This is a genomic window from Chryseobacterium sp. OSA05B (genome assembly GCF_019970065.1).
Lineage (GTDB): Bacteria > Bacteroidota > Bacteroidia > Flavobacteriales > Weeksellaceae > Chryseobacterium.
Genome location: NZ_JAHXYH010000001.1, coordinates 1585069 through 1609293, shown reverse-complemented (window position 1 = coordinate 1609293; position 24225 = coordinate 1585069). Strand labels below are relative to the sequence as shown.

The 24225-nt window shown below is 38.2% G+C and carries 23 protein-coding genes; 12 read left to right on the top strand and 11 right to left on the bottom strand.

Annotation, left to right across the window (positions count from 1 at the left end):
* Nucleotides 1-46: 46 nt before the first annotated feature.
* The 5 genes from LC419_RS07250 to LC419_RS07230 all read right to left on the bottom strand — a co-directional run bounded on the left by LC419_RS07250 (nucleotide 47) and on the right by LC419_RS07230 (nucleotide 4340).
* Nucleotides 47-721: a hypothetical protein gene (locus tag LC419_RS07250; RefSeq protein WP_223606713.1), complete on the bottom strand. Its 675-nt coding sequence runs from the start codon at nucleotides 719-721 to the stop codon at nucleotides 47-49.
* Between the two features lie 16 nt (nucleotides 722-737).
* Nucleotides 738-1223, bottom strand: coding sequence for a hypothetical protein (locus LC419_RS07245; protein ID WP_223606712.1), 486 nt, complete (start codon nucleotides 1221-1223; stop codon nucleotides 738-740).
* A 69-nt stretch (nucleotides 1224-1292) separates the two neighbouring features.
* Nucleotides 1293-2516 carry a 3-phosphoshikimate 1-carboxyvinyltransferase gene (locus LC419_RS07240; RefSeq protein ID WP_223606711.1) on the bottom strand — a complete coding sequence of 408 codons (1224 nt, stop codon included), beginning with the start codon at nucleotides 2514-2516 and terminating at the stop codon, nucleotides 1293-1295.
* Between the two features lie 88 nt (nucleotides 2517-2604).
* Nucleotides 2605-2931, bottom strand: a complete 327-nt coding sequence (locus LC419_RS07235; RefSeq protein WP_040997695.1) for a nucleotide pyrophosphohydrolase — start codon at nucleotides 2929-2931, stop codon at nucleotides 2605-2607.
* Nucleotides 2931-4340, bottom strand: a complete 1410-nt coding sequence (locus tag LC419_RS07230; RefSeq protein WP_223606710.1) for a hypothetical protein — start codon at nucleotides 4338-4340, stop codon at nucleotides 2931-2933. The genes LC419_RS07235 and LC419_RS07230 overlap by 1 nt, the downstream gene beginning before the upstream one ends.
* A gap of 180 nt (nucleotides 4341-4520) precedes the next feature.
* Between LC419_RS07230 and LC419_RS07225 the strand changes: the two genes are divergently transcribed.
* The 9 genes from LC419_RS07225 to LC419_RS07185 all read left to right on the top strand — a co-directional run bounded on the left by LC419_RS07225 (nucleotide 4521) and on the right by LC419_RS07185 (nucleotide 14516).
* Nucleotides 4521-4772 carry a type B 50S ribosomal protein L31 gene (locus tag LC419_RS07225; protein WP_034746430.1) on the top strand — a complete coding sequence of 84 codons (252 nt, stop codon included), beginning with the start codon at nucleotides 4521-4523 and terminating at the stop codon, nucleotides 4770-4772.
* A 342-nt stretch (nucleotides 4773-5114) separates the two neighbouring features.
* Nucleotides 5115-6275, top strand: a complete 1161-nt coding sequence (locus LC419_RS07220) for a GlmU family protein (RefSeq protein WP_223606709.1) — start codon at nucleotides 5115-5117, stop codon at nucleotides 6273-6275.
* Between the two features lie 623 nt (nucleotides 6276-6898).
* Nucleotides 6899-7408 (top strand): RNA polymerase sigma factor, encoded by a 510-nt coding sequence (locus LC419_RS07215; RefSeq protein WP_223606708.1) that lies wholly within the window; start codon nucleotides 6899-6901, stop codon nucleotides 7406-7408.
* Nucleotides 7383-8057, top strand: coding sequence for a hypothetical protein (locus LC419_RS07210; protein WP_223606707.1), 675 nt, complete (start codon nucleotides 7383-7385; stop codon nucleotides 8055-8057). The genes LC419_RS07215 and LC419_RS07210 overlap by 26 nt, the downstream gene beginning before the upstream one ends.
* Before the next feature lie 66 nt (nucleotides 8058-8123).
* Nucleotides 8124-9410 (top strand): DUF4252 domain-containing protein, encoded by a 1287-nt coding sequence (locus tag LC419_RS07205; RefSeq protein ID WP_223606706.1) that lies wholly within the window; start codon nucleotides 8124-8126, stop codon nucleotides 9408-9410.
* 12 nt (nucleotides 9411-9422) lie between these two features.
* Nucleotides 9423-9923 (top strand): DUF4252 domain-containing protein, encoded by a 501-nt coding sequence (locus LC419_RS07200; RefSeq protein WP_223606705.1) that lies wholly within the window; start codon nucleotides 9423-9425, stop codon nucleotides 9921-9923.
* Nucleotides 9924-9937: 14 nt separating this feature from the next.
* The gene (locus LC419_RS07195; protein WP_223606704.1) at nucleotides 9938-10642 is read left to right on the top strand and encodes a hypothetical protein; all 705 of its coding nucleotides are present in this window, start codon (nucleotides 9938-9940) and stop codon (nucleotides 10640-10642) included.
* 187 nt (nucleotides 10643-10829) lie between these two features.
* Nucleotides 10830-12290, top strand: coding sequence for an IMP dehydrogenase (gene guaB / locus LC419_RS07190; RefSeq protein ID WP_223606703.1), 1461 nt, complete (start codon nucleotides 10830-10832; stop codon nucleotides 12288-12290).
* Between the two features lie 357 nt (nucleotides 12291-12647).
* Nucleotides 12648-14516: a GEVED domain-containing protein gene (locus tag LC419_RS07185; RefSeq protein ID WP_223606702.1), complete on the top strand. Its 1869-nt coding sequence runs from the start codon at nucleotides 12648-12650 to the stop codon at nucleotides 14514-14516.
* A 62-nt stretch (nucleotides 14517-14578) separates the two neighbouring features.
* Here LC419_RS07185 and LC419_RS07180 read toward each other — a convergent pair whose 3' ends face one another.
* The 5 genes from LC419_RS07180 to LC419_RS07160 form a co-directional block, all read right to left on the bottom strand.
* Complete coding sequence (locus LC419_RS07180) at nucleotides 14579-14776, bottom strand: KTSC domain-containing protein (RefSeq protein ID WP_223606738.1); 198 nt, start codon at nucleotides 14774-14776, stop codon at nucleotides 14579-14581.
* 99 nt (nucleotides 14777-14875) lie between these two features.
* On the bottom strand, nucleotides 14876-15565 hold the full coding sequence (locus LC419_RS07175) for a T9SS type A sorting domain-containing protein (RefSeq protein WP_223606701.1): 690 nt from the start codon (nucleotides 15563-15565) through the stop codon (nucleotides 14876-14878).
* 6 nt (nucleotides 15566-15571) lie between these two features.
* Nucleotides 15572-16162: a phage tail protein gene (locus tag LC419_RS07170; protein WP_223606700.1), complete on the bottom strand. Its 591-nt coding sequence runs from the start codon at nucleotides 16160-16162 to the stop codon at nucleotides 15572-15574.
* A gap of 132 nt (nucleotides 16163-16294) precedes the next feature.
* Nucleotides 16295-18157, bottom strand: a complete 1863-nt coding sequence (locus tag LC419_RS07165; RefSeq protein ID WP_223606699.1) for an AAA family ATPase — start codon at nucleotides 18155-18157, stop codon at nucleotides 16295-16297.
* Nucleotides 18158-18171: 14 nt separating this feature from the next.
* A complete protein-coding gene (locus LC419_RS07160) occupies nucleotides 18172-19242 on the bottom strand; it encodes a DUF4407 domain-containing protein (RefSeq protein WP_223606698.1) in 1071 nt (356 codons plus the stop codon).
* Nucleotides 19243-19465: 223 nt separating this feature from the next.
* Here LC419_RS07160 and LC419_RS07155 point away from each other — a divergent pair, with 223 nt between their 5' ends.
* Entirely contained in the window at nucleotides 19466-21361 is a 1896-nt protein-coding gene (locus LC419_RS07155; protein WP_223606697.1) for a zinc-dependent metalloprotease, read from the top strand.
* A 54-nt stretch (nucleotides 21362-21415) separates the two neighbouring features.
* Here LC419_RS07155 and ruvC read toward each other — a convergent pair whose 3' ends face one another.
* The gene (gene ruvC, locus LC419_RS07150) at nucleotides 21416-21970 is read right to left on the bottom strand and encodes a crossover junction endodeoxyribonuclease RuvC (protein ID WP_047453055.1); all 555 of its coding nucleotides are present in this window, start codon (nucleotides 21968-21970) and stop codon (nucleotides 21416-21418) included.
* Nucleotides 21971-22282: 312 nt separating this feature from the next.
* Here ruvC and LC419_RS07145 point away from each other — a divergent pair, with 312 nt between their 5' ends.
* Both LC419_RS07145 and LC419_RS07140 read left to right on the top strand, forming a co-directional pair.
* Nucleotides 22283-22774 carry a hypothetical protein gene (locus LC419_RS07145; protein ID WP_223606696.1) on the top strand — a complete coding sequence of 164 codons (492 nt, stop codon included), beginning with the start codon at nucleotides 22283-22285 and terminating at the stop codon, nucleotides 22772-22774.
* Between the two features lie 2 nt (nucleotides 22775-22776).
* Nucleotides 22777-24141 (top strand): M64 family metallopeptidase, encoded by a 1365-nt coding sequence (locus LC419_RS07140; RefSeq protein WP_223606695.1) that lies wholly within the window; start codon nucleotides 22777-22779, stop codon nucleotides 24139-24141.
* Nucleotides 24142-24225 lie beyond the last annotated feature (84 nt).

Here is a 24225-nt window from a genome sequence, read left to right as displayed (position 1 = left end):
AAGAAATGAGCAGGATTTTCATTCTGCTCATTTATATTGTTGATAATCAATAGTAAATTTCCTTTTTTAAACCCGGGATTTTAAATTTGTTTTCCCCAATCCTGAAATTGTTCATTTTGATCAGCGTCTTAAAAGGATGGATCAGTTCTTTGTGAATATCTTTTGGGATCACTTTTTCGTCCTCATCGCAGGAACCATGTTCTTCATCAATAATCACTTTTCCTGTTGAGAAATTGATCTCGTTCAGATAGTTGAAATCACAGGTGTCTTCAAATCTGTCGTGAGAACCGATAAGGTAAAAATCACCGTTCTGAAATCTGAAGGTATGTGTATAAGTCTGCGTATGTCTTGAATTTGTATTGAATATTTGGGTAATAGAAAGGCTGTTATTTTTGATGGATATTTCAGGAGGTGCATTTTCTTCCGGATAAAATCCCATTCCGCTGGAAAAAAGAACTGAGTTGTTCTCCTTCCATATTTTCAGTTGGCCGTCTATGTCTTTTAAGATATAGAATGATCTCAGAAAATCATCGCGCTCATCCAGATTGACTTTTTTATCTGTATTAAAAATTATTACCGTTTCGTCTTTTCCGTCTTTATCCAGATCTCCTTTCACTTCGGCAATTTTTTGATAGCCTTTCGGAACAGAGAAATCTTTCAGGTTTTGGGCATGCAGACCCGCGATTAACAGTGAAACGGCGAGACAAAAGAGCTTTTTCATTGGAGTCATATTAAAATTATAATCCAAAATCTTCTTTCTTCACCTCTGTGTCGTCCAGATTGCACATGCAGCCTTTAATGGATTTGTAAATTCCTGTAATATTAGTTTCCTTGCCTTTGCTGTCAGTTACCGTAATGCCGGTAGATAGTGATTCATCTTCTGCATAGTACGTTCTGAACAATACATATTTGTAGTTATTATTGGTAAAGGTCAGATAATTGAGATCCATACCCGCATTCTGTTTTCCGCCGCCTCTGTGGTAAGAATTGTAGGTAAATTGCTTCCAGCTTTCTTTTGTTCTGGTGGTTGGGAATTCCATCTCTACAAGATCTTTACTTCCGAATCTATACTGAATATAACCGTTATTGTTATCTTTCACCAAAGCCATTTTCTTTCCGTTTTTGGTATCGAATGAGAAAATAGTTTCCTCATTAGGTAAAAGATATTGCGCCGAAAACACCATCGGAATCATTACAGCAAAAAGCAGAAAAAAAATTCTCATAAGATCATCATATTTTTTAAATTACCCCATCATCATATCAACACATCACCCAATCGTCACATCACCCCATTATCGAATCATCACATCATCAAGATCATTCCAGAACATCGGGTAAGATTTCTCCACAACATCTTCTTCTTCAATATTGATTTCTTTAATAAGACAGAACGGAGCAAAGCTCATCGCCATTCTATGATCCTGATACGTTTTGATGGAAATGTTGTCTTCCGGTTCTCCAAAATGTATTGATTTAATAGTAAGGTCCGTGATTTCTGTTTCAGTTCCCAATTTTTTCAGTTCATTATATAAAGCCTGAAGCCTGTCGGTTTCTTTTACTCTTAAAGTTCCCAGTCCGGAAATTTCGAACGGAATCTTTAAAGCTGCGGCCGTTACACAAAGTGTTTGGGCAATATCCGGACAGTTGTTCATATCCAGAACAATTTTTTCAGAGAAAGAGAAATCCGGCTCCGGGATCAACGTAAGCTTATGTTCATCTTCTGTGAATATCGTTTTAATTCCGAAAAAGTCTTCATAGATTTTCGCAATGGCAGAATCTCCCTGGGTAGATGCTTTATAAAAACTTTTCAGGTGGATGGTTTCTCTTCCCAGCGCACAGATCGAGTAGAAGTACGAAGCCGAACTCCAGTCACTTTCCACTTCATAATTTACTGTTGACCATTCACTGTTCGCGATGAAAGGTTCTACTTTAATGGTATTTCCTTCAAAGCTGTTTTTGATGCCGAATTTGGTCAGAATGTCCAGTGTCATTTCGATGTATGATCTGGAAGTGACTTCCCCGACCAGATTAATTTCCAGTCCGTTTTCCAGTTTCCCGGCAATCAGAAGGAGGGAAGTGATGAACTGGCTGGATATATTAGCAGGAACATTCACCTGCTTTTGGGTGATCTTTTTTCCTGTGATTTTTAAAGGCGGAAAACCTTCATTCTCCAAATACTCGATGTCGGCACCTAAGTCTTTCAGGGCACTTACCAGATTTTTGATCGGTCTTTCCTTCATCCTTTTGGATCCGGTAAGAATGGTTGTCTTTCCTTCAAAGATTGAATAATAGGAAGCCAGAAAACGCATGGCGGTTCCTGCGTGGTGGATATCCACGGTTTCCGTATTTTCAGACAGTGCTTTTTTCAGCAGCTGCGTATCCTGAGAATTGGATAAATTCCCGATCTGTATATTTTTAAATAAACTTTCCAAAATCAACAAACGATTCGAAATACTTTTCGAACCGCTGATCTGAACTGTTTTATCTGCTGATAATTTTGATTTTTCTAACTTCATTGTTTCTTCAAATTAGAGACATCAGATGACAGATTTCAGATATCGGACCTATCATTAGTCTATTATCTGAAATCTGATATCTAGTATCTTATTTTAACTTTTCATTATTCTGATGCCGATCTTTGTCGCGGTCAGTTTTGATCTTCATTTTTTTGTCGAAAGCTTCCTGCAGATTCACTCCGGTCTGGTTGGCGAGACATAATGTTACAAACAGTACATCTGCCAGCTCTTCACCAAGGTCCTTGCTTTTATCGCTTTCTTTTTCGCTCTGTTCGCCATATCGTCTGGCTATGATTCTGGCTACTTCGCCGACTTCTTCGGTCAGCATGGCCATATTGGTCAGTTCATTAAAATAGCGAACGCCTATGGTTTTGATCCATTCGTCTACCTGCTGCTGCAGTTGTGTGATTTCCATTATTGATAAGCGCCTAGTGTAGGGTTAGTAGTTCTTGATACATTCACAATGTCAAGAGGGACAGTTCCTGCTACAGTTAAGTTTCCTTTTCCTCTTGCCGGAGATGTGGTTTTTACTCTTAAGTTCAACTTCGCTGCAAAATAGTTAAGGAATTGGGGTTCCTGATTCTTGATGCTCTGGATGACATTAGGACTGGTGTCAAAATTAAATCCTGCCTCAGGTACACCTGAATATTTGATTAAAGAGTTCTGGATCAGGAATTCAAACTGCTGACCCGGAGTCTGTTCAAAATTCACAGAGTTATCCCTGTCTGAGTACACGATGCTGTTCTTAATATCAAGACGCTGAAGAGCTCCCTGTTCTGTAGTTCCTGCAGCATTCTTCCATTCATTGGCAGCCGTAATTCCGTTCCTGTTGAATGATCCCATTGTTTTGGAATAATTGGCAATGGTAGCGTGTGTATAGCTGTGATTTCCTCCTCTGAAGATCCCGATGCAAGACTCGCCACAGTTATTCATGACTAAGTTTTTAGCAGTAACTGTTGAGCCAACAGCATAAATACCGTATTCAAAGAAAGTATGGATGAATGAATTGCTGATATTGGCAGTGTTCTGTTTCATGTCTAGTCCTCTGGTTCCTCCGAAAAGTCTGGCAAAATTCATATTAAGATTAGAATTGGCTTCCATGCGGATGGAGTTCCAGTTTTTAGGAAGTGTATCATGATCCAGGTCGTTTCGGTCTCCACGGAGAATGACTTCATCATTCAGTGCTCCGTTAATATTTAAAGTAGCACCTGTGGAAACTTTCATCCCGCTGTTGGTGTGGAAATACACTTTGGTTCCCGGCTGGATATCCAGTGTTATATTAGGATTGATGGTAAGGTCCCCATAAATAATCTTCGCTTTATTTTTGTTCCAGACGGTATGGGTAGCAATCTGGTTAGGATTGGTAGGGGTTTGAATGAAGAATTCCGCATCCTGTACCACTGAGAATAAAGTAACATGCTGTTGTCCTGCACCGCTGCTGAATAGAATTTTGTCTTCAGCAATAGCTTCAGGGCCGGTTGCCTGAGGAGCAATCTCAACGAAAATATACATACTGTCTTTCTTTCTTAAAGGCACATCTTTAAAATCATAGCCTGGTTTTCCGTCTACATTGATTCTGTATAATGATGCACTTCCTTTTTCCAGATTGATTCTTGGGATAAGAACATCCTTGTCTTCATTATTATATACCTTTACTAAATACGTCTCAGAACGGACCTGATGATAAACCGTATCACAGAATACCGTGTCCTTTGAAAAACGGAGCTGCTGCGAGGGCGCATCAAAGGTAATCTCGTCTTTATTACATGATACCGCTACAAGAAGCATCCAGAAAGAAAAAGCCAGTAATAGTTTGAATTTCATCGAAATTAAAGTTTAATAGATTCCAAATTTAACGAAAATACTTTGAATTTCTTATCAATAAAAAAAATTGGATGGAGTATTTGGATATTTAAAAAAATGTTGTATTTTTGCAGCCTAAAATTAGCAGAGAAATACCATTACTATTTCGAAAGCAAACTTTAATTTTTTAAAAATTGTATTATGAAAAAAGGAATCCACCCAGAAAATTATAGACTTGTTGTTTTCAAAGATATGAGTAACGACGACGTGTTTCTTTGTAAGTCTACTGCAGAAACAAAAGATACTATCGAATTCGAAGGACAAGAGTACCCATTGATCAAAATGGAAATCTCTTCAACTTCTCACCCTTTCTACACTGGTAAAGTGAAGTTAGTTGACACTGCAGGTAGAGTTGATAAGTTTATGAACAAATACAAAAAATTCGCTAAGTAATTTTTTGTTATCACACATACTGAAGTCTTCCAATCTATTGGGAGACTTTTTTTGTTAATAGAAGTTAGAGATTAGAAGTTAGAAGTTAGTTTTAAGCAGTATTCTGTACTTTATTTCTATAAATTGAAATTATATTCTTTCCAAACAGAAAGACACATATTCTTACCAAGGCTTTCATAAACTAATCTCTAACTTCTAACTTCTAATATCTAATTTCTCCATTCCCGCTATTTTCGTATTTTTGTTCTGAGCAGAAATCAGATGCTGTAAATGATTTGTGAAGCAGAATATTTGCATCTCCAGCCTCTAATCTCTAACTTCTAATCTCTAACTTCTAAAATAATGCAATTAGTATTTTCAGATGCCCAGTATTGGGAAGATTTTCTTCCGCTTACCTTTACCCGTCCTGTTGCCGCCATGCGATGCGGAATCCTTACTTTCTCTGAGCGATGGCAAAAGATTCTGGGAAATACCGAAGTTTCTTATTTTACCGAAAATTACCTTCAGAATAAATTTAAAAATCCCGAGGACAAAGAAAGTCTTTTCTTAGTCACTAATTTCCTGCCGACTGAAACTGTCATTCAGCAGATTAAAGATCTTAAGCAGGGTGAAGCTTTGGTTTATGAAGATGAACTGGTAGCTGCTAGGATTAATATGAAAGGTTTTTCCCTGAATCAGATTGAAAAGATGACGGATATTAAAGAGAAACTAACCTTCTTTAAAAAACCGGCTGACCTATTTACTTACAATCATATTGCAATCGACTTTGATTTCAACCTGATTACTGAGGGAAGAACTTCTCAGGAACTGTCTTCTACCAATGGTTTTTTAGGAGATAAAAAAGACCTGTTTATTGAAGAAGGAGCGCAGATAGAATTTTCTACCATCAATACAAAAACCGGAAAAATTTATATCGGGAAAAATGCTGAGGTGATGGAAGGCTGCAATCTTCGGGGACCTATATCATTGGGAGATGATTCCAAATTTAATTTAGGTTCCAAAATTTACGGAGCAACGACTGTGGGGCCACATTGTAAAGTAGGAGGAGAGGTGAACAACATTATTATCTTCGGCTACTCAAGTAAAGGGCATGAAGGTTTTGTAGGAAATTCTGTGATAGGTGAATGGTGTAATTTCGGGGCGGATACGAATTCTTCCAATCTTAAAAATAACTATAGCCAAGTAAAGCTTTGGAATTACAGAACAAAAGCTTTTGAAGATACAGGACTTCAGTTTGCGGGGTTGATTATGGGAGATCATTCAAAAACAGCGATTAATACTCAATTAAATACAGGAACGGTCATTGGAGTTGCGTCCAATATATTTAAACCGGGTTTTCCACCCAATCTTGTGGAGAACTTTTCATGGGGTGGATGTAAAGATGATGAAAGATTTAAACTGGATAAAGCTTATGAAGTCGCGGAAAGAGCTATGGCGAGAAGGAAAGTGCCATTAACCGATGATGATAAAGCTATTTTAAAACATATTTTTGATACCTATTAATATTTAAAGCCTCCATTTCGGAGGTTTTTTTTGCTACAAGTCATACAAGAACACCGATAATTGAGAATATTTCCTACCGCTTTGTCCATATAAAAATTTTAGATTTTTGGAAAACTTATGTGCCCTTCTATGAAGTTGTAAGGTCAACTTCAATTAACTAAAGTGTTAAAAAAAATTTGCCTTTGTGGTTATTATTTATTGACAACGGATTGCACAAAATAAATAGATTCACATAACCCAATCATCTGGGTGATTCGTGTGACCTGCGGGAATTTTTTATCGTTCAAACCCCCACTAAAAATAATTCTTTTTTTTATCCCACAAATTCCACAGATGATTGCATTTCTAAAGGTATGGTAAGGAAAAACAATGGGGTGTAAGTTTTCTATCTCTTTATGAACTTTCAAATTTATTATACCGAAAAATAGCAGAAAACTTAAGATTTTCAAATTATCTTTCAGAAAAGAAAAAAAATAGGTATTTTTATAAAAATCATTAAAACTCTTTTACAGACGGGTTTTACGAGCACGGAATAAAAATAAAATGCGAACTACATCACTTTTTTTACAGGGTAATGTAATAGAATTAAGATTTTAATTGTCTTACTAATAGAAACAAAACTCATGACCCAAGAAACTTTCAAGAATACGGTGTTTATTCTCAAAGACGAGATGTATCGTTTTGCGAAAAGATTTGTTATGAGCAGTGATGAAGCAGAGGATGTGGTGCAGGACCTGATGATGAAGTTCTGGCAGAAGAGGGAGGAACTGGAGCAGTTTGGAAATTTGAAATCCTATGCTTTAAAGTCCGTCCGGAATGAATGCCTGAACCGGCTCAAGCACCACGACGTGAAGTTGGGATTTGCAGATTTGCAGCTTCACCGCTCAGAGCTATACAGCATGGATATCAACAATCTGAAGGAGTATATTATCGGTTTTATCAACCAGCTCCCGGAAAAACAGAAAATGGTGATCCATCTGAAAGATGTAGAAGAATATGAAGTCTCCGAAATTTCCGAAATGCTGGAAATGGAAGAAAACGCAGTAAGAGTCAATCTGATGCGGGCGAGACAAAAAGTAAAAGAACAAATATCACAACTGATGAGCTATGAACAAAGATCAATCTCAGAATAAATACGACGAGATCTTCCAGGTGATAAAGGAAGAGAAAATGGACTGGAGCTTTGAAGATTTTCTTCAGAAAACAGAGGAAGGGGCTCCCGGTACGGAAACAAACGATACTCCCATCATCCCACTTCAGAAGAATAAACCTTCTTTCCCGAAATGGTTCTGGATGGCAGCAGGAATAGTGCTTGTTTTCAGCGTAGGCTTTTTCTTTAATGATTACCGTACAGGTGTTCTTGAAAAGGAACAGTTTGTAAAAAATGAAGTTTTAAAGCAGAAATCAAAATTTATAGAAGAGAATAACGACCATCAGGAGCAGGTAGCGGTGAACCACACCGATTCTATTTCCGGGGCGAAGAAAGATTCTATATTTCAGGAGAATTCGGTAGCGGAAAAAGATGTACTGGATGAGATTCTGCCAAAAAGAGGAAGGCTTAAAAAAGAAACGAGGCCGAGATTTGTAAACAATGCCTCTTTTAAAAACAATAAGGCTTTAAAAGATTCTACGGGCTATAAAGATTCATACGTGATTGTCAACGGTAAAAGAATCGATAATGTAGAAGAAGCCATCAATGTGACTAAATATTCATTCCAGATATTGGCAAATAACGTTAGTGAAAAGTTAGTAAAACCTACCGTCGTAGACGACGATTATTAACAAAAAATAGATTATGCACCTGATCAGGCAAAAATAATCAGCTTTAAAAGAAATAAAAATTGACTCATGAAAAAAATATTCATAATATTCGCACTTGCCTTTTCGCACTTCTTTACGGTGTATGGGCAGGGTGACAAGTTCGACAGGCTTTTTGAAAAATATCAGGAAGTGGAAGGGGTGACTTCTATTAAAATTGCTAAACCCATGTTTGGGATGCTCAGCAGTCTTAATATTGATGATTCGCAGCTGGATCAGATCAAGCCGTTGTTGTCTAAAATTAACGGATTAAAGATTCTTATTACCGAAAATCCGGAGAAAGCCAATTCTAAGGAAGGTATTCAGGTGCAGACCCATCTATCTCAGTTGAATAAAGATGTAGCCTCTTATTTAAAAACCCTCAATTACAGCGAAATCATGTCTGTGAACAGTTCCGGATCGAAGATTAAGTTTCTTTCTGCCGAAGCAAAAGACGGAATACTGGATGACCTGCTGTTGAGCATCGACGGAGGGAAAGGAGAAAATATCCTAGTAATGCTGGATGGGAAACTTTCCATGGATGATGTGAATAAGATCATTAATTCCAGCGAGACCAAAACCAAAACAAGTTCTGTAACCACTACCAGAAGCAGCTTTACCGCTGAAAGTAATTCCTCTTATATTAACGGGGAAGCAAGAAATGTCGGTGAATTCTCAGGAATTCAGGTGAGTACAGGGGTTAATGTAGTTTTCAAACAGGAAAGCCCGACCAATGTAAAAGTAATTGCTGATGCAGATAAACTTCAATACGTGATCACTAAAGTAGAAAACGGAGTTTTAAAAGTATATATTGACAATAAAGGGACTAAAAATTTAAGATTTAGAAATTTAAGCGTTAATATTTCTTCCCCAAGAATGGATAATATCAAAGCCTCTTCAGGTGCTAACTTTAATGTGGTTAATTCGATAAAAGAAAATAATCTAAGCATTGATGCATCATCCGGAGCGAATGTAAAGGGAGATTTTAAAATTTCAAATGCAGTGGATATCGGGATTTCTTCAGGTTCAAATATCAGAGCGGGAATTACAGCCGGAACCATTATGGTAAAAGCTTCCAGCGGATCCAACGCAGCCATTGAAGGAAAAGCGAATTCAGGAATTATAGATATCAGCAGCGGAGCACTCGTAAAAGCAGATGAGCTCAAACTGGACAGTCTTGAGGCAGAAGCTACATCCGGGGCAAACCTGTCTGTAAATGTTTCAAGCAGACTGAAAGTAAGAGCGTCTTCAGGAGGATTGGTAAAATACAAAGGAAGACCTGAAATAGAAGCTAACATCAGCAAAACATCCGGAGGTACTCTGAAACCTATCGACTAAAAAATAACGGCCATGAAAACTTTAATAAACGTTTTTTTAGGAATCTTCGCAATGCTTATGCTTCAGTCATGTATAGTGTCAGGCAGACCCAATATCGATTTCTTTAAACAGTCGGGGTATGATTATAAAGGGGCAAAATTTGCAAGCTTCAATGTGCCTGTATTTCTTGCCAAACCTTTTATCAAGAAGGCATTAAGGGAAGATGGCGAAAGTGAGGAAGTGATTGCCCTGATCAAGAAAGTATCGAAGATCAGAGTAATGACGGTAGATAACGGGAGCAAAGCGATGCTGAACGACTACTCCAAATATTTAAATGACAATGATTTTGAAGACTGGGCGACCATTAAGCATGACGGAGAAAACGTCAATGTACGTGTGAAGCAGAACGGAGAAAGCATTAAAAATATGATGATCACCGTAAACTCAGATAAAGAACTGGTTTTTGTGGATGTGAGAGGGAGCTTTACTGCAGAGGATATTTCAAAAGTGATCAATGCTGCTACAGATAAATGAAAATCCCTGTTGCTATGGAAAAATTGATAAGAGAGGTTCGCATGCTGAAAATATATGCAGTCTCATTAACGGTAATTTGTATCCTGTTTTTTATTCTTGCTTTTAAAGATAAAACTTCACGCCAGCGTTTTGAGGAAATAGATGTGGAGCGCATCAATATCATTGAAAAAGACGGAACGCTGAAGATGACGATCAGTAATAAAAAACGTCAGCATCCGGGAATGTTCAACAACAAAGAACTAAAGCCAAGAGAAAGAGAAGCCGGATTGATTTTCTTTAATGAATTAGGCGATGAATGCGGAGGTTTGGTGTATAGCGCCGATGAAAAAGAATCGGGGATGGTGTATTCTTTTGACCAGCGAAATACAGATCAGATTATGCAGCTTCAGTATCTGGAAGAGGCAGGTGATAAAAAATCCAGAACCTATGGATTGAAACTTTGGGACAGGCCGGATAATTTTCCAATGGAAGAGATTATGAAATTTGAAGACTCTTTAAAACGTCTCAATGATCCGGTAGCTTCTAAAAAAGCATACGCGAAACTAAGGCAGGAAGGAAAACTAACCAGCGAGCGTTTCTTTGCGGGGAAAACACCAGCCGGAGATGTAGGAATTTTTATCAGAGATACCCATGGAAAAGTTCGTCTTCGGGTCTATATTGATAAAAATAACCAGACCCATATTGATAAATTAGATGAAAGCGGAAACGTGATTCCATAACAAAATCATTCTTCCGTAAAAGATATAACAAGTAGTTTCATACTATACTAATTATTTTGTACAGAAAGACCGTTCTTAATAAGAGCGGTTTTTTGATTTAAGTTATTGATTATTAATTTTTATTTAAACTATTGAAAAGGATTTTCATATCTCGTCAAAATAACCTAATTTTGCAAAGAAAGTAAAGATGTCTATTCATAACAAAATTGTAGAGACAGCCATCACTTTCGATGACGTTCTTCTAGTCCCTTCTTATTCAGAAGTTTTACCTAATCAGGTATCATTAAAATCAAGACTTACCGACAAAATCACGCTGAATGTTCCGATAGTTTCTGCTGCGATGGACACAGTTACTGAAGGAGATCTGGCCATTGCTCTGGCAAGAGTAGGAGGTTTAGGTTTCATCCACAAAAACATGACGATCGCTGAGCAGGCTGCACAGGTAAACCGTGTAAAGCGTTCAGAAAACGGAATGATCTCTGATCCTGTTACCCTTTCAAAAGATCACACTTTGGCTGAAGCTAAAGAAACAATGGCTAAGTATAAAATCTCCGGTCTTCCTGTAGTAGATGCAGATAATGTACTGATCGGGATCATTACCAACAGAGATGTAAAATATCAGGAAAACCTTGATATGAAGGTAGAAGAGATCATGACCAAAGAAAATCTGATCACTTCCGATAAAAACACCAACCTTGAAAAAGCAAAAGAAATTCTTCTTAAAAGCAGAGTTGAAAAGCTTCCGATCGTAGATAAAGACAATAAACTTGTAGGATTAATTACCATCAAGGATATAGACAATCAGCTGGAATATCCGAATTCGAATAAAGACCACAAAGGCCGTCTTATAGTAGGAGCAGGCGTTGGCGTTGGAGAAGATACCATGGACAGAATTGCAGCATTGGTGAACGCCGGTGTTGATATTGTGGCTATCGATTCAGCTCACGGGCATTCTAAAGGAGTTTTGGATAAAATCTCAGAAATCAGAAGAACTTACCCGGATTTAGATATCGTAGGAGGAAACATTGTAACAGCTGAAGCAGCGAAAGACCTTATTGAAGCCGGTGCCAACGTTCTTAAAGTTGGAGTGGGACCAGGTTCTATCTGTACTACCAGAGTAGTGGCAGGAGTAGGAGTTCCTCAGTTATCCGCGATTTATAACGTTTACGAATACGCAGCCTCTAAAAATGTAGCGGTAATTGCTGACGGAGGCATCAAACTTTCCGGAGATATCGTAAAAGCGATTGCAAGTGGAGCAGGAGCAGTAATGCTGGGTTCACTTTTAGCAGGAACAGATGAGGCTCCGGGAGAGGAAATTATCTTCCAGGGGAGAAAATTCAAATCTTATCAGGGAATGGGAAGCCTTTCCGCAATGAAAAGAGGTGGAAAAGAAAGATATTTCCAGAGTGAGGCTAAAAAATTCGTTCCGGAAGGAATTGAAGGTAGAGTACCACATAAAGGGAAGTTAGAAGATGTGATCTTCCAGCTTACCGGAGGACTAAGAGCCGGTATGGGATACTGTGGAGCTAAAGATATTGAAGCTTTACAAAAAGACACCAAAATGGTTATGATTACCGGAAGCGGATTGAAAGAATCTCACCCGCATGATGTGATCATCACTCAGGAAGCTCCGAATTATTCTTTTTAGAATATATAAAATGATATAAAAATGCCGCACAGATCTGTGCGGCATTTTTTATTTGACGTTTTGTTTGGAGGTTAATATGAAGAGTAAATTTTTTTAAACTTAAAATATGAATTAATTCTATGTTTTTGACTATTTGTTGAATTTTATCCAGTGTATTGTTTGTTTTTATTCATGTTTTCAGTTTAATATTGCAAGTTTTAGTTTAAAATATTTTATTTTTTATAAAATATATGGATGAAATACTCGAATATTTGTAACAAAATTAGATTTTTACTACTAATGTGGAATGTATTTGTAGTTTATTTATTGATACTAATAAATATACCTAATAAAATTTATAATTAAAATATTTGAAGAATGAAGAAAACTTTCCTTTATGGGGCCATGTTGCTTTCCGTTTCATTATCAGCACAACAAAAAAAAGATTGGTGTGACTTTGATACTGAACAGCGAGGGCATCAAAAAGACAATCAGGAAATTGATGAAATGATTCGCAATATCCGTAATCGTATTGTTAACTCCAGCCAAAATAATAACGCTGCTAAGAATGGCAATGCTTTTAAAACAGTGAATGGAGTTTATGAAATTCCTGTAGTAGTACACGTAATTGCACCTACGGGAGCTGCTATCGGATCTGCTTATAACAAGAGTGACGAACAGATTCAGGCATGGCTGGATCGCTGTAATGCAATGTATGCCGGTACTTACCAGTGGGCTCAGGGAGTTCCTGCTGATTTTGGAGTGGCTGCTACAATGCCTATAAAATTAGTTTTGGCTAAAAGAGATCCGAATTGTAATGCTACCACCGGTATTGTACGATACAATGGTGGAACTCTTATTGGATATGATGCCAATGGGGTGAACCGTGAAAATACAAACGGTGTTACTACGGCACAGGTAAAAACAATCGCTCCTCATTGGCCTGAAGCGTCTTACTTTAATATCTATATTATGAATAAAGTAGATGGTGGAGGCCAGTATGGAATTATGGGATGGGCAGGATTGCCTCAAAACCCAGATTCTTCATATGAATCTTTTATGAAGTCTTTTGTAGTTACTTTACAGGATGATATTACTTTGGCGCATGAATTTGGACATAGTATGGGATTGCTTCATACTTTCGGTAATGCAAATGGTAATGCCCCACAGGGTACCAATAACGTAGCTTATTGCCCTGCACAGACGAATAATGACTGTACTAAAGATGATGATCAGGTTTGTGATACGGAAAGATCCAGAAGCTTACTTAATGATGCGGCTCCAACCAATAACAGTATCAATCTTTGTACAGGGGTAAATTATCAGGGTGTCCAGTATAATATGATGAATTATACAAACCCAACGGCCTTCAAATTTACAAATGGGCAGCATGACAAAGCAGCTACTGCTTTCTTTTTGTTTAGAGGTTCTTTAAGTACTTCGCTTGGAGCAACGGCACCTGCGCCTGCTTCAAATGTTGGAGCTCCAATCGCAGCGTGTTCTCCAACTGGATTGACTACACTCGCTAATTATTTTGTTGGGCCTACTTTGGTTAAATTAGGAAGTATTAATAATGCCAGTACAGGAGTTTGGCAAAATGCGCCTAGCTATTATGTGGATTATACGGGCGCAAACTGTCTGAGAGCAACTTCTACACAGCTTTTGGTAAGCCAGTCACATAACCTTCAGGTTAATGTTTCGGGTAGTGAGAATGAAGTAAGAGCCTGGATTGATTTTAACAACAACGGAACTTTTGAAGCTGGTGAATTGGTAGCATCAGGAGATAATGTTGCAGCAGATCCCATCACTCTAATCGGTACTTTCAATGCAACTTTTACGGCTCCGGCTTCTACAGTGCTTAATACGCCATTAAGAATGAGAGTAATGGTAGATGATGAGAATGCAAATATGACAGCTTGTGGACAGTTACAATACGGGCAGGCAGAAGATTATACCGTTAAATTTGTTACTGTTTTGGGAACCAGTGAAGTGAATGCTGAAAACAATGACCTTGTGATCTATCCCAATCCGGTTGCGACAGGTGACAATGTGTTTATCAAAGCTAAAAACGGTAAGAATTTAAAAGTTTCTATTTCTGATATGTCAGGAAGATTTGTTGCGAGCCCTTCTGTAAAAGAAGAAGGAAACGGAATTTACAAAATAAACCAGCAACTTGAAAAAGGAGTGTATATAGTTCAGATTTCCAACGGAAAAGAAAGTAAAACATCTAAACTGATCATTAAATAATTTTTAGATCATATAAAATTTGAATGCCTCCGAAAATGGAGGCATTTTTTATTCAATGTATGTCAGCTGACCTTAATGTATTTAAATCTCCGCTTGATTACAGAGTTTAAAAAACGCCCTTTAGATCTTGCTTGCCTGAATTTTTCAGAAATGGATAAAGGCACTTTCAAATAGTCATACACAGTTCCGGACTGATAAATAATTCTCAAAACTTCAGTCTCCGGAAAATAAATATAGGTGTTGACAACACTTGATGGCATATCCATTAACCAACAAAAATTATTCCTCAAAAAAATAGCCCTCAGGAAATTCTGAAGGCTATATCAATAATCAATTAATGCTATAAAAACATTATATCTCTACTTTTTCACGAATTTAAATTCATGAGATTCGAAATTTTTAGTGGTAATTTTTAAAACATAAACTCCCGCAGAAAGAGAAGAAACCTCAATCTTCTGATCAAATGCATCGGTTTTCACGAGTCTTCCGTCTACATTATAAATCTGAATCGTTTGTCCATTATCAATTCCGGAGATATGGATTAAATCAGAAACAGGATTCGGGAAGATCTGAATTTTGGTTTTCGTTACATCCGTTGTTGCCAGCGGACTGCTGTGTACATCGCCTGTCATTGTAGAGTTGATTCCCGTAAGATTTCCTCCGCACTGTCCATTCGTACCGGTTGGTACTGCGTTTTCTATCCATGCTCCGAAGGTATTACTCGGAGGTCTCGGGCTGGTATTGTTTCCTGTAGAATTATAATAGATCAGCGTAGGAGTGGTAAAGGTTCCGTTTCCTTCGTCAGCAAGAAATTCCCATCTGGTAAGGGTATTATTCCATTTGATTTTAAATTCACACGTTCCCAATCCGCCGCAAGGCTGTCCATCCACCGGTGTTGTAATGTAAATGTTTTTGTTGTTGGCATCCACTCCGGTTTTTGTAAAAACAAAATTCTGGTTGTCAAACAGATTATGACATCCATTGAAAGTGATGGTCTGTGCGGCCAATGAACTTCCAAGAGCTATAGCAAATAAGTATAGAGTTTTCATAACTTATTAATTAAAAGATGGATAAACACCCTGTGTTGCAATGATGCATCTTAAGGTAAGGAAAGGAGACCTGTTTTCATGAGGCTGGTTTCCTCCTGTCGGATTGACCATGGTAGCCTTCATGGTTGTATTGGCGTTCGCATCAGAATATTCTTTGTCCAGAAGTTTGGTGTCTGCAGGAAGGTTTCCTGTTGGTGTATTCTGATTTCCTTCAGCGGTTACAGCATTGACGGTATGACTGTGCATAGGCATCTGCTGCTGGGTTAACGTAACTGATTCGCTGCCTCCTGTCTCACCCACAACATAATTGTTGCTGCTTCCCGGGCCCATTCCATAAGAAATAGGAACTCTTCCTCTCATATCGGGTAAGGCAAAATTTGTAGTTCCGTTTCCTCCGAATGTTGTTCCTAATAAAGAAAAAAGAGCTTGGTTTTGTGCGATTGGCAAAAGTTGTCCGTTGCAATCAGCCCATCCATTAGGAGTTCTGTTATAAGGAACAAAAATAATTTGTCCCAGATAAGGATCCATTTGTGCTTTTAAAGTAGGTGTGAAGGCACTGCTTACAAGCAGGATGCATACTAGAATTAAGTTTTTCATGATGATTAGTTTTGTTAATGTAAAATTATAAAATATTTCCAATAAAAGGTTTATGGAAAGAAAAAACCTTTCAGAATTAACTGAAAGGTAAGATTATATTAATGTAAACTTGTAGCATGTTAGATTTTTCCTCTATTGTTCCAGCATTTTATGATACTCTGCAATATGAAGATAGCCTTCCTCTTTGATGCTTACTTCAAGGTGATGTTTTCTGGCTGTTTCATGGATTTCTTTAGGCAGCATGCTTCCTTTTTTGCTGAGCTCAATGCTCATGTCTTTCAGTAGATCCAATTGAAGAATCAGATCTTCTCTTGTCTTTTTGGCCAGATCCTGCATCAGTTTTTCGATCTTTTTATCGGTGATATGTTGCTGCATGCGATAAGGATATTCTTCAAAACTGTAGACAGCCTGATATTCTTCGTCAAACCCATATTTTCTGATGTAGTCCGAGGCCAGGATGGTTGCCTGTTCTCTGTCATGGCTGCGTCCTATACTTGCATTGTTTTCGCCGAATATAATTTCTTCAGCTATCCCGCCTGCAAGATAAATTTTGATTCTGTCCAGAAGACTTTCCTTAGTGTCATGGATCTGATGGGGGAATGTAAATCCTGCGGCATAGCTGCTGGCCACCTTGCTCTTCAGCTGCAGCGGGGCAAAACCGGTGTACAGCATATAGCAAACAGCATGTCCGCATTCATGAACGCTGATGTTGGCCACAGCATCCTGCTGACTAGACTGGCGGATACTGTCGATTCTCCCGGTATAAGGAATATCGATGATGCGTCCACCTACTTTCCCGGAAATCTTTTTCTCTTTAACCTGATAGTCAATTTCAATGGTTTTATCGTCGTTAATGATTGCTTCAAAAAGAAATTTGCTGAGGTTTGTATCCAGAATGTCTACAACACTGCTGAAGACCGGACGTACGCCCTGAACAGGAAAAACGCCGTTTCTGTAAATCAGATCATTGATGTTTTTTGTGATTTTTAAACTGATACCGAACTTTGATTTGGTCTTCGTCTTAAGATTGTTGATTTCCCTCTGAACCAGGTGCTGAAAATCTTCCGTCTTTAATGAAAAATAAATCAGATGGATATTTCCGAACCTGGCTACCTGTTCAGGACGGAACTTCCTTGATAATGCATTTTTTATATCAACGACGGTAATTTTCTTTGTAAAGGCATGGTAGATATTGGCATCGATGTCTGCTTCGCTCGTCTCGCGGGACATCTGAAAAGCTTCATCCAGGTTTCCGCTGATGATGATCAGCATTTTGCTGTAGTCTACCGGCTCATAGATCTTTTTTTCTTTCTGCTTTTTAAGGATCAGCTTGATCATATCTTCCTCTTTCATGTCAATGATGCTCATGACATCATCTTCCATGCTGAGGTATTTCTTCAGTTCTTTGGCATCCCATAGATTCAGATAAGGATTTTCATCCATTTCTGTTTCACCGTTCTTTTTGCGTCGGTCATTTTCTTTTTTACGCAATAGATAAGAGAACAGATAGTGCTCAAGGTCGTCACGTTCTCTTTTGCTTAGCTTGCCGTCACTTAAAAGCTCCCAGAAATCCGTGAACTTGGTCTGCGGTACCGGAGTGCCGTCAGGATCTATGGTATTAAAACGCTGGATCTCATCGAAGAGAACAATACTCGGTTTTTCGTCATTGAGGCGGTTGCTCTGCAAAATATCTGAAACACTTTTGCTCCAGGTGGTTTCATCGCTGTTGCTCAGTTCTATTTCTACAAAACGGTTTTGAAATTCAAGAAAACGGACGGTTTTTCGCACCAGGTCTGTCTTTCCAACGCCTGTCATTCCCCATAAATTGATCACTACGGGACGCGTCAGGATTTCCGGCATCAGGTACCAGATCTGGATGTATTCCATTAAATCATCAATAATCTTATCAATTCCGATGAATTCTTTTTTCAGAAATGCTTTGCAGTCGTCCAGCTTCTTTTTTTTCTTCTGGATCTCTTCTTTATCAATAATCATGCGTGAAAAATACGCTATTTTTTTAAATTATCCTTAAAATCGTCAATTCTGAAATCAGTCAGCGCATTCCCCTTTTCTATTTTTTCCCTGGAATAAAGCCTGAAATCGTTTTCCGTTTTTTCTAAAAGATGATCATAGGGTCCTACATGAGAAATTAATTTGACTAAAACCGGAGAAATCTCAAGACAGATAAAAAGCCCCATGATGAAAGCCGCCGCAAGCCCTATGATCGCTGAATTTTTCCCAAGTTCATCCAATGCCTGCAATCTAGCTGCAAACCCATTGAATTTATCTTCAAAGGTTTCCGAAGATTTTCTTTCTGTTTCCAGATTCGTATAGACTTTGGATATTTCTTTATCTAAATATTCTACTCTCGGTGCGTTTTCCTTCTTGAAGTTTTCCAGATCAAGGCGGCGTTGTTCTTTCAGTTCCTGCTTACGTTTTGCATTGGGACCATAACCTTCTTTTCCACTTGTCAGTCCGGACTGTTTTCCAAGGATTTCTTTTTCAAGTTCTACTGCTGCCGAGTCATAAGCCTTTTGATACTGAATGGTTTTTTCAGCAATCTGATTTTTTTCCGTTTCAAAAGGACCGCTCTGCTTCAGAATTCTACCGCTCATTTCGCCCTCAAGCTGTTTTTTATTTCTTTGAATAATAGTATTCAGCTGTTTGTTCACTTCCTTTTCAAAAATTTTAAGTTCCAGAGGTTTGGAAATAATAATACCCAGAAAAGTAGCCAGAATCAGACGGGGAATGGCCATCAGAATCTGATTCCACCATGTTCCTGTTTTTTTGATGGAAGAAACAATATATCGGTCCAGATTAAAGATCATTAATCCCCACAGGATCCCGAATCCTACGGAAGTCCATACATTATCAAATACCGTATACATGGCATAACCGGCAGACAGGGTAGCAAATACCGCGGTGAATAATACTATACATCCGATCCCGGAAAACTTATTCCATTCACTGGGGGTTTTTCTTAAGATATGAATGTTTCCTCCGGAGCATACCATCAGAAACTTCTGGAACCAGTTTATTTTATGATTCGCTTGATTTATAGTTTGTTGGTTTGTTTTCATTAGTGAAAATTTATACAAATGTAATACTAAAAATCATACCAATGTAAAAGATAGTATTATGTTTTGCCAAGTAATTGATTGTTTTGATTTAATTGATTGTCTATCAATTTTTTAGTTTTTTATGGAAAAAATGTAATTTGTATTATAATTTGCATTTTTTGATTTATTATTTTGTTAATAAATAATTATATTTGCGTAGAATTAATCAAAAAATTAGTTAAAAATGAAGAAAATAAGTATTCTTTCAATGCTTTTGTTGTTTTTTAATGCTTTTTCTCAAAATGTTGAACATTTTTGTGGTTTTGACGAAGAAATGAGAAAAATGGACATAAGATTTCCAGAATTAAAGAAAAATAGGGAGGAGGTGGAAGCCAGATTAAGAAATATGGACAAACAGTCTTTTCTTAATAAAGTGGGTGGTACAACTTCCTGGAATGGCCTGTATACGGGACAAACCTTTGAAATTCCAATTGTAGTGCACGTTATTGAGTCTAGTGCTGCTGCTAATTCAAATTTGGCTCTGACAGATCAGGATGTGATCAACTGGATCGACAGAGCTAATAAAATGTATGCCACCACTTACGGCAACGGTTTTTATCCGGAAGGTGCAGGTGCCGCGGGAGGAAACGTGATTCCCTTTAAACTGGTATTAGCTAAAAGATCGCCAACCTGTGAACCGACCAACGGAATTGTAAGATACAACGGAAGTACCATTCCTTTATATGATACGAGAGGTGTAAAGTCTGAATCTACAGGAAACGGAGCGAGCGACAGCCAAATCAAAACCCTGGCACCGCACTGGCCTGAAAGCTCTTATTTCAATATCTATGTGGTCATTGGTTTCAACGGCCAGCAGCAGAATGCAGGCGGGCTGATGGGATATGCAAGATTCCCGGAATCTTATGATTATTTCTATGAAAGCTTTATGAAGGTAGCCACTCTTAAAAACCAGCATGATACAACCCTTACTCATGAGTTAGGCCATGCATTCGGTCTTTATCATACTTTTCAGGGAGTTAATTATACAAGCCAGACAACATGTCCTGTTAATAATAACTGCGCAACAGACGGCGACAGAGTTTGTGATACATCTCCTTCAAGAAGTATGTATGGCGTAGCCGTTCCAAACAACACTAGTGTGGATCCATGTACAACTCAAAATTATGACGGAACCCAGTATAATGTAATGAATTATACCAATTCTAACCGTAAATTCACAGAAGGTCAGAGAGACAGAGCAATCATGCTGATGATGGAATACAGAAAAAACTTGATCACTTCAACAGCAGGGCAGGATCCCGCAGTGGTTATTCCATCCCCTGTAGCAGTGGTGGCAGCACAGTGTAACCCATCAGGAATTGCAAATCCTGCGAATAATAACTTTGGTATTGGTGCTTCAAGAGTACAGTTTGGAACGATAAGCAGCACGACCAACGGATATGATTCTGATGAGCCTGCTCCGAAATTTTATGAGGACTATTCTGTAGCTACTTGTATCAGACCGGCTTATTATACGGATATTCCTTCCAATGCAAGTACTGAACTGAAAGTGACGTATGATAACGGTTTCAACCAGACTGATAAGTTTAAAACCAAAGTCTGGATTGATTATAACAACAACGGAATATTTGAAGAATCTGAATTGGTAGCCAATGATTTGTCTGCTACTATGGCTTCTGGGGCACGAAAGGTTGTTACTGTCGGAGTTACACCTCCTGCCAATGCTGTCTTGAATACCTATTTAAGAATGAGAGTTTCTGTTGATGCAGCTACCTTTACCGGAACAATACTTGCTGACGGTACTCCATGCTCACAGCTTCAATACGGTCAGATGGAAGATTATGCAGTAAGAATAACCGGAGCTTTAGGAACTTCTGAGGTGAAAAGCAATAAGGGAGAAGCGAAAATTGTATATCTGAAATCCGAAAATAAACTGAAACTGTCTGGTGAAGGCAATTTTGGAGATTATCAGATCTTTGATATGAGTGGAAAGGTTATCCAAAAAGGAAATGCCAAAACCAATGAGATTCAAATCGAGAGAGTTCTTCCAAAAGGAGCATTTATTATTAATTACTCCGATAAGAACAAAAACGGATCGAAGAAGTTTTTAAATAATTAATTCTGAATTATTCAAATAGTAAAGCCCCGATTAAGGGGCTTTTTTTTTATATCATTATTTCAACCGGTCCGGATTCTGTTTAAGGAAGCTTTCCCACCCACTGAATGATTTGGTATCCGCTATCGTTCCGGAATTGAAATGGTGGCATACCGCAACCGCAAGACCATCCGATGCATCCAGATATTTGGTAGGAAATTCTTTCAGATTTAAAAGATTCTGAAGCATTCCGGCTACCTGTTCCTTGCTGGCGTTTCCATTGCCGGTGATTGCCATTTTGATCTTTTTCGGAGAGTATTCTGTAATTGGGATGTTTCTGTGAAGACTGGCTGCCATGGCAACTCCCTGGGCTCGCCCCAGTTTAAGCATACTCTGTACATTTTTCCCAAAAAACGGAGCTTCCAGAGCTACTTCATCAGGATGATATTCATCAATCAGGGCTAATGTTTTGTCGAAAATATATTTCAGCTTCGTTTCGTGATTCGGATATTTTTTCAGGATCAGTTCATGAATAGAAACCATCTCCATTTTGCCTTTTTTTACGGAAATAATACCGAAACCCATAATCGCTGTCCCCGGATCAATGCCTAAAATTATCTTCTCTGAAATCATGGGTCAAAGATAGGATATTCTGAACTTTTTTATCTGAGAAAAGATGATTTAAAATAATGGGAATTTGGGTTGAAAAAATAGTTAAAAGGTTGGGAAGCTGGAAGCGGGAGGTTGGAAGATACTATGGAGTCCTTTGAAATTTGATGAGGAGTTTTTAAGAAAAATATTAAAAAGGCTTCCAGTTAATGTTATAGAATTCAATAACTTCCCTCTCTAGGCTTCCATCTTCCTTACCTTATTAAAAATCCCAATTCAAATAAAAAAATATTCAATGTATCGGGAAATATTTATAACTTTAAAATAAAATGTGCTATGAAAAATTTATTTAATTTTTTTATTGTTCCCGTACTTCTGCTGTGCAGTTTTCATAAAAACAGTACGTTAAGTGATTCAGGGAATAAAGCCTCCGGTGCTGAAATCCGGAAAGAAGGCAAGATTGTTTATCTGTTTTTCAGGATGGATAAAGAAGCTTCCGGAAAAGAAAAAATTGTTCTTCAGGAAAAAAAAATAGCTGAAGGAAAGCTGAAATTCACTCCTTCTTTTGACAGAAGCGAAGTGGAAACAGGAGATTTTATTGTTATTCTGTCCGATGCGGGAGGAAAAGAAATCATGAAACAGCTGGTGAAAAATCCACTGCATCCTGAAATGGAAGTCTATGAAAAAGAAGGCGTCAGCAGAAAGAAAATTCCTCTTGAAAATGCTGAATTCAGTGTGAGATATTCTTATTCTGAACACATTCAGTCGGTAAGAATCGAAAAAGTAACTGAATCAGGAACTCAGCTTTTATTCACCCAAAAACTATAACCATGAGAAAAACTTTATTAGCCCTTTTCATCAGCAGCTGTTGTGCTGCACAGACATTCCAGACGGTTCCCCTTCTTCAGAACGGATCGAATGACAAACGAATCATTATTGCGGTATTGGGTGACGGTTTTACCACGGCTCAGCAGAATTCCTTCGTCTCTTCGGCGCAGTCTACCGTTAATTATCTTTTTACAAAAAGCCCTTACACAGAATATAAAAATTATTTTAATGCCTATGCCGTGAAAGTCGTTTCTACGGCTTCAGGTGTAAAACATCCGGGAACGGCGACTGATGTCACTGAACCTGTCATTCCGGTTTCCAACCCGAATAATTATCTTGGTTCTTCCTTTGACTTCGGGGTTCACCGGTGTATTTACAGCAATACCACAAATAAAGTAGGTCAGGTTCTGGCTGCCAATGTTCCGGATTACGATATTACTTATGTGTTGGGTAATTCCACAGAGTATGGAGGGTGTGGCGGTTCGTATGCATTCGCGTCTCTCAATGGATCTTCCAACGAGATTGTTGTTCATGAATTAGGACATTCATTTGGGAAACTGGCCGATGAATACTGGTTTTCCGGATCAGGAGAATCTCCCAACAAAACCCAGACTTCCAATCCGGCCACTGTTAAATGGAAAAATTGGGTAGGACTTAACGGGGTAGGAGTATATTCTTATGCGGAAAGTCCTTCGTGGTACCGTCCACACCAAAGTTGTGAGATGAGGTACCTTAACCAGCAGTTCTGCTCGGTTTGTAAAGAAGCCATTATTGAAAAAATTCACTCATTGGTATCTCCGGTAGATTCTTATACACCAGCGAATACATCAACGGTGAATGCCAATTCCAATGTGACTTTTACCGTAAATGAAATTCTTCCGATTCCTAATACACTGGTGAATTCCTGGAAGCTGAACGGAACATTGCTTGCCTCCACGTCCAACTCACTCACCGTTTCTCCATCCCAGCTGAATGTAGGAAATAATACCCTGATCTTTTCAGTGAATGATAACAATCCATTGCTTAAAGTGAATAACCACAGCACGGTTCACTTTACGAATGTCACCTGGACATTGAGTAAATCTGCTGCCCGAAAAATGACAGAAGTGAAAGCAGAAGAAAGAAGGTACAGCATATATCCCAATCCTTCAGACGGTGAATTTTTTATTAAAGGAAAGCAGGAATTCGCAGGAAATACCAGAATTGAACTGTATGATACATCCGGAAAGCTTATCCGTATAAAATCAGATCTTAAGGACCGTTCAACATTGTTGGTAGATATTAAAAACCTTCCTGCCGGAACGTATCTTGTGAATGTTTATGAAAATGAGGGAATGATTATTTCGCAGAAAATTGTGAAAGAGTAGATGTAGTAAAGGCTGGAAGAGGGGAGATGGAAGTCACTGTTAGGAATATTTATTTCTGGGAGTGGTCAAGCTATTAATTGTGTT